Genomic DNA, 15,146 nt, shown 5'->3' on the forward strand with positions numbered 1-15,146 from the left:
GCGCCGCCTCGCGGGACAGCGCCGGGTCGGCGCCGCTACGTGATCAGACGCCACGACGAGAGGGTTGTGTTCGCATGCACCCGTTCCACTGGGTCCCCGCAGACGGTCAACGGCACGCCAGCTGCGACCAGCGCCCCAAGGGCGGATACCGCTCGGGCCAGCGCGTGACGACGCTGTGCGGGCGCGGAGTCCCCGCCGAAGCGGGCGATGTCGCCTGGCTTTGGGAAACCTGCGGCGACTGCAACGTGCATGCACACCGCATGGCGGCCGCCCCACTCCCCCGCTGAGCCGCACCCGAACAACGAAACGCCGCCCCGTACGCCCGTTTCCGGGCCGGGGCGGCGTTGTCGCGTTCTCGCCGGGAAGCGGTCAGGGCTTGTATGCGACTCCGGCCCACACCACCGAATCGTTGGGCTCGTCGAAATCGATCACCGGGGCGTTGTCGTCGCTCTCCTCCGGATGCCACAGCGGAGTCCAGGTCGTGCCCGGCTCGACCAGCGGCAGATCGCCGAACAGCGCGTCGATCTCCTCGTGCGAGCGCCACAGCACCGGCGTGGCCGAATAGTCGTACATGCGGCCGAAATCGGCCATCTCCCGAACCCTGCTCTCCGGGACGTCGTCATCGGTGCCGTGCGAGATGACGAGGTACGAGCCGGAGTTGAGCAGTTCCCGGTACCGGGCGACGACCTCCGGCCCGCAGTCGGTGCCGTCCGCACCGGGCTGCGTGACGTGCAGGACGGCGATCAGCAGCAGCGCCACCGGCTGATCCGGGTCGATGACGCCGCTGGCCGCGATCTGCTCCCACAGCTCGTCGGGATCGCGCAGGTCCGCCTGCAGCACCGCGTGCCGATCGGTGACCTCCTGCTGCTCCAGCAGGATCCGGGAGTGCGCGACGGCCACCGCCTCGTTGTCGATGTAGACCACGTGCGAGTCCGGCGCGACTTCGTCGGCGACCTGGTGCGTGCTGCCCATCGTGGGCACCCCGGAGCCGATGTCGACGAACTGCCGGATCCCGCGCTTCACCAGGTAGCGCACCACCCGGTACAAGAAGAGCCGGTTGGCGAGCGCGGCGGGGCGCACGAACGGGTACCGCTCCAGCGCCTTCTCGCCGAACACCCGGTCCACCGCGTAGTTCGCATTGCCGCCGAGGTAGTAGTCGTAGACCCGCGCGACGTTCGGGTGGTCCAGATCCACGCCCTCCAGCGGGAACGCCTCCGACTTCGATTCGCCCACCGCGCTCTCCTCTCCTGCGGGCACCGCTCGTGCTGCACTGCCGGTGATGATCCGGGTGCCCACTGTAGGCGGCCGAACACCGCAGGTGGAAGGCGCCGCGATCCGCCGATGACCTGCGGCCCGACGTTCGGGAGCGCCGCGGTTCACCGCATTCGCGGCGGTATTGCGATCACGTCACGTCCCGGCGTCGCGGGAGTGGCGACGCAGGCGCGGAGCGGCGAGTGCCGCCGGGGCGTCAGGACTTCGCCCGCTCGGCGTTCTCCTTGACCCGGGCGGATGCCTTGAGCCGCGCCGCCTCCTTGCGGACCTCGGCCTGGGTGGCGCGCTCCTGCTGCAGCCACTCCGGCATCTCGTCCTTGAGCTCCTTGATCTGCTCGGTGGTCAGCGGGTCGGTGAGACCGGCGCGGGCGAGCCCGCCGATGGACACGCCCAGCCGCGCGGCGACGATCTGCCGGGGATGCGGCCCGTCGCGGCGCAGCTCCTGCAGCCACTCGGGCGGATCGGCCTGCAGGGCGTTGAGCTCGTCGCGCGTGACGACCCCCTGCTGGAACTCCGCGGGGGTGGCCGGCAGGTACACGTTGAGCTTCTTCGCCGCCGTGGCCGGCTTCATGGTCTGGGTGGTCTTGCGCGACGCCATGCCCCCAGGGTACCGACCGGGAACGTCCTGCTCGCAGCCACGCCCGGTATCCTCGGCGGTGTGCAGGAAGCCGCCACCGAACCACCGTTCGCCCTCGCCTGCGTGCCGGGCGTGACGCCCGACAAGTGGCTGCGCAGGTGGTCGCGGCGGCGCCCGCAGGTCCCGCTGGAGCTGACCCAGCTGCCCGCGGCCGATGCCGCGGACGCGGTGCGCGACCGGACGGCGCACGCCGCGCTGCTCCGGCTGCCCATCGACCGCACCGGCCTGCACGCCATCCCGCTGTACACCGAGACGACCGTGGTGGTGGCACCCAAGGAGCACGTGGTGACCGCGGCCGAGGAGCTCACCGCCGCGGACCTGGCCGATGAGATCGTGCTGCACCCGCTCGACGACGCCCTCGACTGGACCGGACCGCCCGGGCTGCCCGCCATCGAGCGCCCGGCCACCACGGGTGATGCCATCCAGCTCGTCGCCGCCGGGGTGGGCCTGCTCGTCGTACCGCTGTCCCTGGCGCGCCTGCACCACCGCAAGGACCTCACCTACCGCCCGCTCACCGACGCCCCGCAGTCGCAGGTGGCGCTGTCCTGGATCGAGGGCGAGACCACCGAGCTCGTCGAGGAGTTCATCGGCATCGTCCGGGGACGCACCGAGAACAGCACGCGCGGGCGCCAGGAGCAGGGTGCGTCCGCCCAGCCCCCGGCAGAGGGCACCAAGAAGCGCACCGGCGGCAAGTCGGCAACCGGCGGGGGCAAGAAGCAACCTCCGGCGGGCAAGCGCCGCGGCGGCCCGGCACGCGGCGGCAAGCGGGCCCGCCGACGTTCCTGACCGGCCGGCCGCGGCGGGGCAACAGCACGCGTGATCGCCGCTGGATCGGGCGTTCCGCCCACCACGGCATCCCGCTGACGGCGGTGACCGACGTTCCGCGCTGACCGTTGCGGGGCGGCCCGCATCGCCCGGCGAACGCGTATCGTGTTGATCACGTCATCGGCCGTCACCAACCGGCTCGGAGGAAGTCCGTTGCCCCACGAGAACAAGCACACGGGCGATGCCGACAAGCTGGTCCAGGCCGACACCGTGCAGGGCGGTGTGCACTTCCACGACCACCGCACCCGGGTCCGGCGCCGGACGTGGCTGGTGGTGTTGGTATGCGTGCTCGGCCTGGTAACCGCCTCGGCCGTGGTGCTGATCCGGTTCCAGCAAGCGCCTTCTACGGGGGTGGCACCGGGGCAAGCCCAACCCCGTGGTGCTGGTGTTCCGCACGGCGAAGAACCCGCTACGTCCGACGAGGCGTTCGTGCGCGCCGGTGATTGCCCGGCGCCCGCGGCCCCGGCCCGAAAAAGCGACCAGGGCCGGTTGTTCAACTTCATGCGGACCAACGACGACACGGTGGTCCAGAACAACCAGACAGCGGACTTCGAGCGCAGCCGCTGGATCGGCATCGGTGGCCGGGCGCAGGGACAACCGGTCGCCGCGTGCGGCGCGAACGACCGCATGGTGGTGCTGGCGATCGCCGAGGGCGAGCTGAAGATGCACTCCGAGATCACGGAGCACGACGGCGAATCATTCAACTCGCCGGAAGCCCCCCGGTGGAACGCGGTACCTGCCCCGCGAGGCAGCGGTGGCCTGGTAGGAGTACCTGCTGCCGTCCGTGACGCCCAGGGCGCGTTGGCGATCGTCGCCAAGGGCAACAACGGTTCCGTGTGGGAGAGGCGGCAGAACCAACCTGACGCGGGCTGGATCGAACTGCCGCGCCCGGTGGACGACGATCCCGCGATCCCGGCGGAAGACGATCCTTCCATCGTGCTGGACAGCGAGAATCGGCTGCGCGTCTTCACGGCGGCGCGAGGAGAAGCACGAGCGTACACCCAAGAGCCGGGTTCCCGAACGTGGCAGCGATCCGCAGACCAGCCCGGCACGATCGACGATCCCGCGTCAGACATCCGCACCACCCCGTCTGTGAGCCAGGACGGGAGCGGATGCCTGCACCTGTTCGCCGTGACGGGCACCGGCACGATCGCGAGGACCAAGGAGAACGACTGCAGCGACGCGACCTGGGGCGACTGGACCGACATGGGGATGGGGCATTCCGGCAACCGCTTCGTGCAGGAGAGCCCGATCACGACCCGCGGCCCGGATGACGACATCGTGGTCTTCGCCGTGGACTCCGCGCACGAGTTGTTCGAGAGCCGGCAGGACCTGGGCGCGGAAGGTGAATGGAAGCCCTGGACCACGCACGACGACGTCGTGCAGCACCTGGTGGCCGTGACGCCCGATATTCAAGACAAGCTGGTCGCGCACGGGCTCGGCGCGGACGACGACGGGAACGTCAGCCTCTGGGTTCAAAACCAGGACCCGGAATCGGAGGCAGGCGACTGGACGGAGTGGTCGCGGCGGATCAGCGGTGCAGGAGTTCTGCACTCGGATCCGAACTGCATCCCCCAGGAGGAGTGCTGATACGCGGAGGCGGGTGAACCCGCGGGCGACAGCCGCGATGCACCCGAAGGGATGGCACCACTCGGACGCGGTTGTCCGCGATGGCGATCGGGCTCGGGCCCGGAGGCCGCGTTGCGCAGCATCGACGAGATCGTGCTTGACCCGCTGGGCGACTCCCTCGACCGCGCCCGGCCGCCCGTCATCTGTCCACATCGGACGCAACTGGCCGCGCACTGCGTGAAACACCGCCGTCCGGGCGCAGATACGGACATCCAGCCGGACGAGCGAATCCGGCGAACGGGCCACCGGTGCAGCAGTACCGAACCCCTGACCTGCGCCACCCCGTTTCACCGCAGGCATGTTGTGGGTGCCGCCACACGACACATACCGGATGCGTATCGTGATGAGATCATCATTGGCTGTCACGGACAGGGGGCAGTGCGATGGCCAACGAGATCCACAACACGGGCGACGGCAACAGGTTCGTGCAGGCGGACACCGTCTACGGCGGCATCAACGACTACCGCCAGGTGCACACCCGCGGGCGGCGCCCCAGCAGCGGGAAGCGACTGGCCATGGCCTGGGTGTGCACGATCGGCCTGCTCACCTCCTCCGCGGTGGCCTTCGACCAGACCGCCTGGATGTTCCTGCCCGGGGCCGGCGCGGAGGAACGATGCCTCCTGCCTTCAGCCCCCGTGCGCTCGGACAAGGACGCCTACCTGACCAACTTCGCGCGCAGCGTGTCCGGCACCGTCCTGCAGAACAACCAGACCCAGTACGGAAGCGATCGCAGCGGGTGGGTCGACATCGGCGGCCGGGCCGAGGCGCAGCCGGTGGCCGCCTGCGACGCGCGGGGGCGAACGGCGGTGCTGACGACCGGCGGCGGAGCACTGCAGATCAACCCGGACGTCGGGGCGCGGGTCAAGGGCGAGTCGGTCGGCCCGCCCGACCGCGTGCAGGGAGTGCGCGACCAGTGGCGATCACTGGGTGGGCTCTCCCTGGTGGGCGAACCCACCGCGGCCCGGGACGCCGAGGGACGGCTGGTCGTGGTGGTCCGGGACAGCGGCGGGTCGCTGTGGGAGACGCATCAGCACCTGCCGGGCATGGACCACTGGAGCGAGTTGACCGAACTGCCCGGCGACCCGGTGCGCGATGATCCGGTGCTCCGCGCGGACGGCAACGGCGACCTGCACAGCTTCGCGCTGACCGCGCACCGGACGGTCCGGGTCGACGCCCGGACCGACGGCGGGCGGTGGCGACCGGACCGGATCCCGCCACCGGCGGACGACGGCGCGGTTCTCGCCACCACTCCGTCGGTGATCGAGGGCGGCGACGGGTGCTTCCAACTGCTGTCCGCGACCGATCGGGGCGCGATCGCGGTGAACAGCGAAACGAGGTGTAACAGCGGCTCGACCGCGTGGCAGGGCTGGGGCATCTGGGACCGGAGTCCGCGCCAGGAGCCCTTCGTCGCCGAAAGCCCCATCATGACCAAGGACGCCAACGGCACGCGCGTGGCCTACGTACTGGACGAGGCGGGATCGGTCTACGAGACCGTGTACCTGGCCAGCAAGAACAGTTCCCCGAACGAGCGGTGGGGAAGCTGGATCACGCGGAGCAACGCCCCCGGTGACGGCAACCCGCCCTACGTCACGGACCTTCTCGGCGCGACCCTGGACGCGGGGGGACAGCTCGTCGTGCACGCGGTCGACTGGGACGGCCGGGTCATGCACACGCACCAGAAGGGCCGGCCGGAGAACGGCTCGGCCCGGTGGAGCTCGTGGACGCAGACATCCGGCGCCACCGGCCTCCTCCAGGTGCCGTAGCGCAGTGCCGCGGTCAGCCCGCGAAGCGCTGCGGCAGCTGCTCCAGCGTGCGGGTGATGCTGGTGGCGTTCTTGCCCGGAATCCCCATCATTTCCAGGACCTTGGCGTGCTTGGTCCCGGAGTAGTCGAAGGTCTCGGTGACGGTCGTTCCTCCGGAACCGGTCTCCGCGAGATCCCAGCGCCAGGTGTGGCCGAAGGGGTGGCGCCACTCGATCGCCCGGCCCTCCTCGAAGGCCACCACGGTGCTGGTGATCCGGTAGGGCACGCCGAACTGGCGCATGTTCACCGCGAACGCGGTGCCCTGGCCGAGCCGCTCCGGACCGGACACCGTGTCGCGCAGCGTTCCGGAACCGTCCAGCTCGCCGTGCCGCCGCGGGTCGGCCAACACCTCGAACAACTCGTGCGGAGTCGCGTCGACCACGACCTGCCGGGCGATGCGCCGGGTACCGGCATCCAGTTCGGTCACCACAGAATCGGTCATGCGCCGAACCTAACCGGGCGGCACCGCCACGTCACCGGGTGGCGGGCAGCCGTGATCGCACCGATGCCCGGCCCGCGGGTCAGCGGGCGGTGAACCCGCCGTCGACGCGCAGTTCCGCCCCGTTGACCATCGCCGCCTCCGCCGAGGCGAGGTAGGCCACGGCGGCGGAGACCTCGCGCGGCTCGGCGAAGCGGCCGACCGGGATCTCCTGCCGGTGCGCCTCGCCCGCCGGGTTGTCCCAAGCCGCGCGGCCGAGTTCGGTGAGCACGACGGTCGGCGACACGGCGTTGACCGTGATCCCGGACCGGCCCCACTCCAGCGCGAGCGTGCGGGTCATCCCCAGGATCCCGGCCTTCGAAGCGCAGTAGGCCACGTGCCCGTCGAGCGCGACACCGGCGGCCTGCGAGGCGAGGTTGATGATCCGCCCGCCCCCGGTCCGCAACATGCCGCGCCCGACCTGCCGGCACATCAGGAAACTGCCGGTCAGGTTGACGTCCAAGGTCGTGCGCCAGTCATCGCCGGCCAGCTCCGCGGCGGGGCCCAGCAGTGCGACGCCCGCGGAGTTCACCAGGACATCGATGCGGCCGTGCTGCTCGGTCACCTCCTGCACGCACGTCCGCACCGAGTCCTCATCCGTGACGTCCACCCGGTGGCCGGAGGCGCAGTCCACCGGGAAGTCCGCCCGCCGGTCGGCCCCGGCGACCACCGCACCCCGTTCGGTCAGGGTGCGGGCGACCTCCGCGCCGATCCCGGAGGCGGCCCCGGTCACCAGGGCGATCCGACCGTCGAGTGCGAACATCACGGCTCCTCCTCGTGCTCGATCAGACGGCCGGGGCGTTCACTGCCCGGCGACGCGCCGATTTGTCGTCCTCGGGCACCCGCAGGAAGTGGACCATGATGAACGCCGCCGCGTAGAGCAGGACGAACGCCCAGACCACCGCGGTGTTGCCCAGACCCAGGGCGTAGACAACCGTGACGACCGCGGAGCCGAGGAACGCCGATCCGCCTGCCGCGGTGGTGTACATGGCCATGGCCGCGCCCTTGAAGTCCGGTGCCAGCGCAGGCATGATCGCGCCCATCGGGACGAATCCGGCCAGCAGGCAACCGAAGACGCAGCCCGCGGCGACGGAAACCCAGAAGCCCCAGGTCGATCCGGCCGGGACCCAGTGCGGCACGTACCACCAGGCCAGCAGGCCCACTGCGGAGCCGAGCACGCCGAACCACTGCACCGTCTTGCGCCAGCCCCACCGGTCGCCGATGGCGCCGAACATCGCGTTGACCAGGATGTTGGTCGCGTAGACGAACACGCTCATGGTCAGCCAGCGGCTCTGCCCCCAGCCGAGCTGTTCGGCGATGACCGCGGGCAGGATGATGAACATCCCGTACTGCGGCGCGGTGTTGATCCAGCGCACCAGGAAGCCCATCAGGATCTTGGGCTGGCGGAAGGTCAGCCGCACGCCCTCGGAGATGACCTGCCCGGCCGGCACGCCCTGCGGCGCGAGCCGCCGATCGCCGTTGGAGTCGTGCACCGCGAACTGCGCGAGCAGGAAACCGATGAGCACCAGCACGGACGAGGCGATCATCGCGCCGGTCTCGCCGCCGGTGCCACCGCCGAAGGCCGGGATGGCACCGAGCGCGAACAGCGAGCCCAGCGTGGGCAGACCGCCGGTGAACATGACGTAGAACCAGCCGACCGCGGCGCCCTTGCGCTCGGTCGGTGCCACCACGTTGACCCAGACGAGGAAGGCGAACGCGAACAGCGGGTAGCCGAAGCCGCGCAGGAAGTAGGTCAGGAACACCAGCGGCAGGCTGCCGATGGAGAGGCTGATCAGGAACAGGACCTCGAAGCCCAGCCAGACCGCTGCGCCGAGCTGCATCACGCGACGCGGCCCCCACAGGTCGGCCAGCGCACCGGACAGGTAGCTGCCCACGAACACGGCCACGCCGTACATGGAGATGATCGCGCTCACCGTGCCGGTGGTGCTGCCGAGCACGCCTTCGATGTGCGGCGAGATGAAGTTGGTCTCGGTCCCGTTCCCGGTCATGAAGATCAGGACGGCGAGGAAGCCCCAGCGCAGGGGGTGGGGTATACCGATCCGGTCGAGCGCGGTCTCGGTGCGTGGCTGGGCTGCGTCGGTACTCATCACGGCGTTTCCGGATTCGCTAGTGGGTCCAGGGACGGTCCATCGGAGGGCGACCGCTTAACGTCCTCCGGTTTAACTATCACGTCCATGTTGTGAGTTTGTGTGTGGAGCAGCTTGGCTCCTCGCCCCAGGCTTGTCAAAGCCCAATCTCGACCCGACGTGACGATCTCGGTCATAACCTGGGAAAACGGCACGCCGGACGTCGACCGCGACGAATCCCGGACCGATCCAGAACCGGCGCGCGGGCCTCCGGGGCAGCGCACGATGCGCGCCCCGCCGACAACGGCTCTCGCACCGGGCATGTCCGTTTCAACATGATCGTTGTTAAAACGACATCGCCCGCGTGGACCGCTCAGCGGCCGCGCGGGACCTCGCGGGTGGCCGGACCCGTGTAACCGGCGAGCAGGGTCCGCGGGATGGGGCCCTTGATCCGGGTTCCGCTGCCCCGCTCCTCCCACGCGTGCGCGAGGATGCCGACCGATCGGGCCAGCACGAACAACCCGCGGCCGAGTTCGGGCGCGAAGCCCAGCTCCGCGTAGACCACCGCGGTGGCCCCGTCGATGTTCATCGGCACCGGGCGGGTTCGCCCGTCGGCCAGTGCCGCTTCCACCGCCAGCGCTGCGCGCAGGTGCTCGCCGTCGACCACTCCCTCGGCGACCGCGTCCTCGACGAGGCCCAACAGCGGGTCGCGCCGCGGATCACGCGGGTGGAACCGGTGCCCGAAACCGGGCACGTAGCGGTGCCGGCTCACCGCATCCGCGGCAGCGTCCTGCACACCGGCACCGTCCCGGACGCGCTGCACCAGCTCGTCGAGCAGCTGCATGCACTGCTGGCCCGCTCCCCCGTGCACATCGCCGAGCAGGTTGGTCCCGGTGGCGACCGCGCTGTTCAGCCCGACCCCGCAGGTGGCGGCCATCCGGGCGGCAGCGATCGACGGGGCCTGCGGACCGTGGTCCACGGATGCGGTCAGCGCGGCTTCCAGCAGCTTCGACCGCCGTCGATCGGGCAGGTCACCGCGCAGCAGCAGCCACACCGCGTCCACGAACGACGCGTGCTCGATGAGCTGCTCGACCGGGTAGCCGCCGAGGTCGATCTCGCCGGGAACGATCCGGGTCAGGTCGGTGGACCACCACTGCCCCGCTTCCGCGCTCATACGACCCCCTGTTCGCGCAGCGCCGCGATCTCCGCGGCGTCGTAACCGATCTCGCCGAGCAGTTCCGCGGTGTGCTCGCCCAGCAGCGGCGGTGCTCCCCGCGGTGCGCGCGGTTCGCCGTCGACCCGGGTGCCGCCGCCCGCGACGGGCACGGTGTCCGCCGGCCTGCCCGGGAACGGCACGTCGTGCAGGAACTCCCGGTCCTGGAGCTGGTCCAGCGCGAGCACCTCGGCGATGTCGAGCACGCGAGCGGCCGGAACGCCCGCCGCGGACAGCGTCTGCTCCCAGTGCAGCGCGGTGGCCTGCCGGAGCCGGTCTTCGAGCTGCTCGCGCAGGGCGTCGCGGTGCCGCTTGCGCGTCTCGCGGTCCGCGAACCGCTCGTCCCGAGCCAGCTCGGGCGCACCGATCAGCCGGCAGAGCTCCTCGAACTGCCCCTGCTCGTTGGCGGCGATGTTCAGGTGGCCGTCAGCGGTGCGGAACGTGCCCGACGGTGCGGCCGTGGCGTTCTCGTTGCCGATCGGCGCGGAGGGGTGGCCGGCGATGAGGTGGTTGGACACCACCCAGCCCAGTGCGGTGATGGCGGTTTCCAGCATGGACAGGTCGAGCGCGGCGCCGCGGCCGGTCCGCTCCGCGCGGACCAGGGCCGCGGAGACCGCGAAGGCGGCCGCCATCCCGCCGAGCGTGTCACCGATGGGGAATCCGGCGCGCAGCGGCGCGGTCTCCGCGGTACCGGTCACGCTCATCATGCCGGACAAGCCCTGGATGATCTGGTCGTAGGCGGGGCGGTCGCGCATCGGGCCGGTCCGCCCGAACCCGGAGATGGCGCAGTAGACGAGTTTCGGGTTGAGCTCGCGCAGGTGCTCGTCCGGGAAGCCGAGCCGGGCGAGCACCCCCGGGCGGAAGTTCTCCAGCAGGACGTCGGACCGCGCGATGAGTCGCTCCAGGATCCGCCTGCCAGCCGCGGACTTGAGGTCGAGGGTGATCGAGCGCTTGCCCGCGTTCTGCGCGAGGAACGAGGTGCCGAGCAGCTGCTCGTTGAGCGCGGCGTCGGCCCCCAGTTTGCGGGCGAGGTCGCCGCGGTGCGGGACCTCGACCTTGACGACCTCGGCGCCGAACAAGGCCATCTGGTAGCTGGCGAACGGCCCAGCCAGCACGTTCGTCAGGTCGAGCACGCGCACCCCGGCCAGCAGGTCCGGCGGGTCGGCCTCCGCGGTTGCCATGGCTACGCCTCCGCTCGTCCGGGCAGGTGCGCGGTGACGCCGGCGCGGGATACCTCCTGCGCGGCGGTACGCACGTGGGCGGCGAAACGGCGCACCGCGTCGTCGGTGAAGCGCGGTGTGGGACCGCCGATTCCGATAGCCGCTACCACACTGCCTTTTTCGTCAACGACCGGAGCGAAAATCCCGGATGCGCCCCGTTCCCGCTCGCCGTGCGTGACAGCGCAGCCGTCCGCGCGGGCGCGGTCGATCCGGGAACGCAGCTCGGCTGCCGAGGTCCGGTGCGGCGCAGCGGCCACGACGCGCTCCAGCAGGGCGTCATCGGCAGCGGCCAGCAGGATCCGGCTGGCCGCGCCCGACCACAACGGGAGTTCGTCGCCGACCCGCACGACGTGCCGCAGGTTCTGCGGGCCTTCCTGCTGCGCCACGCACACCCGGTGCAGACCGCTGCGCACGTAGATGTTCACCGTCTCCCCGCAGCGCCGGACGAGGTCACCCATCACCTGCCGCGCCGCCGGGGTCGGCTGCCAGGCGGACCCGGCGAGCCGCGACCAGCGCAGCAACCCCGGGCCGGGAGCGTAATTCCCGGATCCCGTGGGCCACAGCAGTCCGGAACGCTCCAATGTGGACACCAAGCGCAGTGTGGTCGTCTTCGCGAGCCCGCTGGCCTCGGACAGCTCCCGCACCGACCACTGCGAGGTCTCCTCGGTGAACAGGGACAACAGGTCCAGTGTCCGCAGCACGCTGCGCACCCCGCCGTGCTCGGCGACATCGTCCCTGCTGTGCATACCGGGCCCCCGGTGCGACTATTGCCACTCGTGCGAGTGATCCTTACAGTAGCTCCGACCGCTGGACGGATCAACGGGACCGCACTGCGGACCTCCGCCGAGCGAGGCGTTCAACGACGTACGCCGAGGAGCACCGGATGCCACCACCCGCCACGCCTCCCGGACAAGCCCCCGAGAGCGGAGAACAGCCCGAGAGCGCGGTCCGCACCACCCGCCGGCGCCTGCTGGCCAACACCGGAGCACTGCTGCTGGGCGCGGCCGCCGTCGGCCTCGGATTCGCCGACGCCCGCAGCAAGACCACCGGCGGCGCCGGGCCGCGGGATCGCCTGCACATGCTGGTCCCGGCCGCGCCCGGAGGCGGGTGGGACACCGTCGCGCGCGAGGTCCAGGCCGTCGCGCAGGAACACGCGCTCACCGACACCATCGAAGTCCTCAACGTGCCGGGAGCCGCGGGCACCATCGGCCTCGCCCGGCTGATCAACCAGGTCGGGCGCGGCGACACGCTGATGATGACCGGGACCGTGATGATGGGCGGCATCGAGACCACCGGATCCCCGAACACTCTGCGCGACGCCACCCCCATCGCGCGGTTGGCCGATGACTACGCCGTGCTCGCGGTGCCCGCCGACTCCCCCGCCGAACGCGTCGAGGACCTGCTCGACGCCTGGCGCGCGGACACGGCAGGCGTGGTCGTCGGCGGCGGTTCGGTCGGGGGAACCGACCACCTGCTCGCCGGCATGCTCAGCGGTTCGGCCGGGGCCCAGGCCAGCGAGCTCAACTACATCCCGTACGCGGGCGGCGGTGAAGCGGTCGCCGGAGCCCTCAACGGCAGCCTGGACGCCATCGTGTCCGGCTACACCGAACTCTCCGAGCAGCTCAAGACCGGCCAGCTGCGGGCACTGGGCATCTCCGCGCCGCAACGGATCCCGGAGATCGACATCGCCCCGTTCCGCGAGCACGGCGTGGACGTCGAATTGGCCAACTGGCGAGGTCTTTTCGCTCCCCCGGGACTGGATCCCGAACAACGCGCGGAACTCGAGCAGCTCACCACCGAAATCCACGACACCCCCGAGTGGCAGGACACGCTCACGACCAACATCTGGCAGGACACGTTCCAGATCGGCGACGAGTTCGAAGGATTCGTGGACACCGAGACCTCCCGCATCCAGCGGATCAGCAGAGAACTGGGGTTGTCATGACGGCCGATCTCGACGACGGGGCGGACCCGTCGGCACGGCGCGGCCCGCGCAGCGGCGAACTGCTGGTCGCAGCCGTGATCGTCGGCATCGGGGCGTTGTCCCTGGTCGGGGCCGTGGTGATGGACGTACCGGACACCGCCGGTTTCCTCGGTCCGCGCTTCTTCCCCGCCCTCATCGGCGCCGCCCTGCTGGCGCTGGGCCTGGCGCTGGCCGCGCGCGAACTGCGCGGCAGCAGCGCAGCGGAGGAACCCGCGGGCAGTCCGGACTGGAAGCCGCTGGGCCTGGTGGCCGCGACCTTGGTGCTGCACCTGCTGCTGCTCGACGTGCTCGGGTGGATCCTCGCGGGAACGGCGCTGTTCTGGGGGATCTCGTACGCGCTGGGCAGCAGGAGCGTCCTGCGCGACCTGGCCATCGCGCTGGTGGTCGCCGCGGCGGTGCAACTCGGCTTCTCGGCCGGGCTCGGGCTGAACCTCCCCGGCGGCGTGCTCCTGGGGGTGATCTGAGGTGGACGCGTTCTCCCTGCTGCTCGGCGGTTTCGCCGAAGCGCTGACCCCGATGAACCTGCTGTGGTGCCTGATCGGCGTCGTGCTGGGCACCGCGGTGGGCGTGCTGCCGGGGCTGGGCTCGGCGATGGCGGTGGCCATGCTGGTCCCGGTCACTTTCAAACTCGACCCCACCGGCGCGTTCATCATGTTCGCGGGCGTCTACTTCGGCGGGCAGTTCGGCGGTGCCACCACCGCGATCCTGCTCAACACCCCCGGGCAGAGCTCTTCGCTGGTGACCGCGTTCGAGGGCTACCAGATGGCCCGGCGCGGGCGCGCGGCCCAGGCGCTGGCCACGGCCGTGATCGGATCCTTCCTGTCCAGCATCGCGGCCGTCGCCCTGGTCTCGTTCTTCGCCCCGAGCCTGGTGGACCTGGCGGTGAACTTCGGTCCCGCCGAGTACTTCGCGTTGGCGGTGTTCGCGTTCCTGGCCACCTCGGCGGTCGTCTCCGGGGACGCGCTGCGCGGGCTCGCCTCGCTCGGCATCGGCCTGGCGTTGGCGGTGGTCGGCATCGACGAGCAGAGCGGCGCGACGCGGCTGGCGTTCGGTTCCCCGCAACTGCTGGACGGGATCAGCATCGTCGTCATCACCGTCGGTCTGCTGGCCATCGGCGAAGTGCTGCACGTGGCTTCCACGGCGGGAAAGCGCCCGGCCACCGGCACCATCGAGTCCGGGCGGCCCTGGATGAGCCGGGACGACTTGCGCCGCTCCTGGCGCCCGTGGATCCGCGGCACCGCGGTAGGCCTCCCGTTCGGCGCGATTCCCGCGGGCGGTTCGGAGATCCCCACCTTCCTGTCCTACGGCGCGGAGAAGCGCCTGGCCGCGCGCCGCGGGAGCAGCGAGTTCGGTTCCGGGGCCATCGAGGGCGTCGCCGGACCGGAAGCCGCCAACAACGCGACGGTGGCGACCTCACTGGTCCCGCTGCTCGGGCTCGGCCTGCCGACCTCGGCGACGGCGGCGATCATGCTCGGCGCCTTCCAGCAGTACGGCATCCAGCCCGGTCCCCTGCTGTTCACCGAAGAGGCCGACCTGGTGTGGGCGCTGCTGGCGAGCCTGTTCGTGGGCAGCGTGATGCTGCTGGTGCTCAATCTGCCGTTCGCGCCGATCTGGGCCAAGCTGCTCAAGATCCCGAACAACTACCTCTACGCGGGCATCGTCGTGTTCGCCACGCTCGGGGTGTACGCGGCGAAATCCTCGTTGACCGACGTGATCCTGATGTACTGCATCGGGTTCCTGGGCCTGCTGCTGCGCCGCTTCGACTTCCCGATCGCCCCGGTGCTCATCGGCGCGATCCTGGGGCCGTTGGCGGAGAGCGAACTGCGCCGCGCGATGGCCATCAGCCAGGGCGAGATCGGCATCCTGTTCGACAGCCCGATCGCGCTCGGGCTGTACGGGATCATCCTGGCCGCTCTGGTGATCAAGGTGGTCGGCACGCTGCGCGCCCGCACGACCAGACAGCGCGAGGACCGGAAAGCGGGCGTGTGACCCGGTTTCC

General features: G+C 70.8%; 15 protein-coding genes. 7 read left to right on the top strand and 8 right to left on the bottom strand.

Annotated elements, in window-relative coordinates; all coding sequences use genetic code 11:
- The first annotated feature begins 74 nt into the window (after positions 1 to 74).
- Complete coding sequence (locus IQ251_RS13145) at positions 75 to 287, top strand: HC3 family zinc finger protein (RefSeq protein WP_193928843.1); 213 nt, start codon at positions 75 to 77, stop codon at positions 285 to 287.
- Between the two features lie 82 nt (positions 288 to 369).
- Here IQ251_RS13145 and IQ251_RS13150 read toward each other — a convergent pair whose 3' ends face one another.
- Together IQ251_RS13150 and IQ251_RS13155 are read right to left on the bottom strand one after the other, a co-directional pair.
- Positions 370 to 1,233 carry an SAM-dependent methyltransferase gene (locus IQ251_RS13150; RefSeq protein ID WP_193928844.1) on the bottom strand — a complete coding sequence of 288 codons (864 nt, stop codon included), beginning with the start codon at positions 1,231 to 1,233 and terminating at the stop codon, positions 370 to 372.
- 235 nt (positions 1,234 to 1,468) lie between these two features.
- The gene (locus IQ251_RS13155; RefSeq protein ID WP_193928845.1) at positions 1,469 to 1,870 is read right to left on the bottom strand and encodes a DUF5997 family protein; all 402 of its coding nucleotides are present in this window, start codon (positions 1,868 to 1,870) and stop codon (positions 1,469 to 1,471) included.
- Between the two features lie 60 nt (positions 1,871 to 1,930).
- Between IQ251_RS13155 and IQ251_RS13160 the strand changes: the two genes are divergently transcribed.
- From IQ251_RS13160 to IQ251_RS13170, 3 genes are all read left to right on the top strand, one after another.
- Positions 1,931 to 2,695, top strand: a complete 765-nt coding sequence (locus IQ251_RS13160) for a LysR family substrate-binding domain-containing protein (RefSeq protein WP_193928846.1) — start codon at positions 1,931 to 1,933, stop codon at positions 2,693 to 2,695.
- Positions 2,696 to 2,887: 192 nt separating this feature from the next.
- Positions 2,888 to 4,324 carry a DUF8189 domain-containing protein gene (locus tag IQ251_RS13165; RefSeq protein ID WP_193928847.1) on the top strand — a complete coding sequence of 479 codons (1,437 nt, stop codon included), beginning with the start codon at positions 2,888 to 2,890 and terminating at the stop codon, positions 4,322 to 4,324.
- 422 nt (positions 4,325 to 4,746) lie between these two features.
- Positions 4,747 to 6,126: a DUF8189 domain-containing protein gene (locus tag IQ251_RS13170; RefSeq protein WP_193928848.1), complete on the top strand. Its 1,380-nt coding sequence runs from the start codon at positions 4,747 to 4,749 to the stop codon at positions 6,124 to 6,126.
- A gap of 13 nt (positions 6,127 to 6,139) precedes the next feature.
- Here the strand turns inward: IQ251_RS13170 and IQ251_RS13175 are convergent, their stop codons facing one another.
- The 6 genes from IQ251_RS13175 to IQ251_RS13200 all read right to left on the bottom strand — a co-directional run bounded on the left by IQ251_RS13175 (position 6,140) and on the right by IQ251_RS13200 (position 11,909).
- Positions 6,140 to 6,607: an SRPBCC family protein gene (locus IQ251_RS13175; protein ID WP_193928849.1), complete on the bottom strand. Its 468-nt coding sequence runs from the start codon at positions 6,605 to 6,607 to the stop codon at positions 6,140 to 6,142.
- Between the two features lie 79 nt (positions 6,608 to 6,686).
- On the bottom strand, positions 6,687 to 7,406 hold the full coding sequence (locus IQ251_RS13180) for a GolD/DthD family dehydrogenase (protein ID WP_193928850.1): 720 nt from the start codon (positions 7,404 to 7,406) through the stop codon (positions 6,687 to 6,689).
- Positions 7,407 to 7,428: 22 nt separating this feature from the next.
- Positions 7,429 to 8,751 carry an RbtT/DalT/CsbX family MFS transporter gene (locus IQ251_RS13185; protein WP_193928851.1) on the bottom strand — a complete coding sequence of 441 codons (1,323 nt, stop codon included), beginning with the start codon at positions 8,749 to 8,751 and terminating at the stop codon, positions 7,429 to 7,431.
- Between the two features lie 352 nt (positions 8,752 to 9,103).
- Positions 9,104 to 9,904, bottom strand: coding sequence for a citryl-CoA lyase (locus tag IQ251_RS13190; protein WP_193928852.1), 801 nt, complete (start codon positions 9,902 to 9,904; stop codon positions 9,104 to 9,106).
- Complete coding sequence (locus IQ251_RS13195; RefSeq protein ID WP_193928853.1) at positions 9,901 to 11,124, bottom strand: CaiB/BaiF CoA transferase family protein; 1,224 nt, start codon at positions 11,122 to 11,124, stop codon at positions 9,901 to 9,903. The genes IQ251_RS13190 and IQ251_RS13195 overlap by 4 nt, the downstream gene beginning before the upstream one ends.
- A gap of 2 nt (positions 11,125 to 11,126) precedes the next feature.
- Positions 11,127 to 11,909, bottom strand: a complete 783-nt coding sequence (locus IQ251_RS13200; RefSeq protein ID WP_193928854.1) for an IclR family transcriptional regulator — start codon at positions 11,907 to 11,909, stop codon at positions 11,127 to 11,129.
- A gap of 137 nt (positions 11,910 to 12,046) precedes the next feature.
- Here IQ251_RS13200 and IQ251_RS13205 point away from each other — a divergent pair, with 137 nt between their 5' ends.
- Genes IQ251_RS13205 through IQ251_RS13215 form a run of 3 tightly spaced genes read left to right on the top strand, consistent with a single transcriptional unit; the run spans position 12,047 to position 15,136 of the window.
- Positions 12,047 to 13,108 carry a Bug family tripartite tricarboxylate transporter substrate binding protein gene (locus tag IQ251_RS13205; protein ID WP_193928855.1) on the top strand — a complete coding sequence of 354 codons (1,062 nt, stop codon included), beginning with the start codon at positions 12,047 to 12,049 and terminating at the stop codon, positions 13,106 to 13,108.
- A complete protein-coding gene (locus tag IQ251_RS13210; RefSeq protein WP_193928856.1) occupies positions 13,105 to 13,611 on the top strand; it encodes a tripartite tricarboxylate transporter TctB family protein in 507 nt (168 codons plus the stop codon). The genes IQ251_RS13205 and IQ251_RS13210 overlap by 4 nt, the downstream gene beginning before the upstream one ends.
- A gap of 1 nt (position 13,612) precedes the next feature.
- The gene (locus IQ251_RS13215; RefSeq protein WP_370591376.1) at positions 13,613 to 15,136 is read left to right on the top strand and encodes a tripartite tricarboxylate transporter permease; all 1,524 of its coding nucleotides are present in this window, start codon (positions 13,613 to 13,615) and stop codon (positions 15,134 to 15,136) included.
- Positions 15,137 to 15,146 lie beyond the last annotated feature (10 nt).

This window comes from Saccharopolyspora montiporae (assembly GCF_015209505.1).
Taxonomy (GTDB): domain Bacteria; phylum Actinomycetota; class Actinomycetes; order Mycobacteriales; family Pseudonocardiaceae; genus Saccharopolyspora; species Saccharopolyspora montiporae.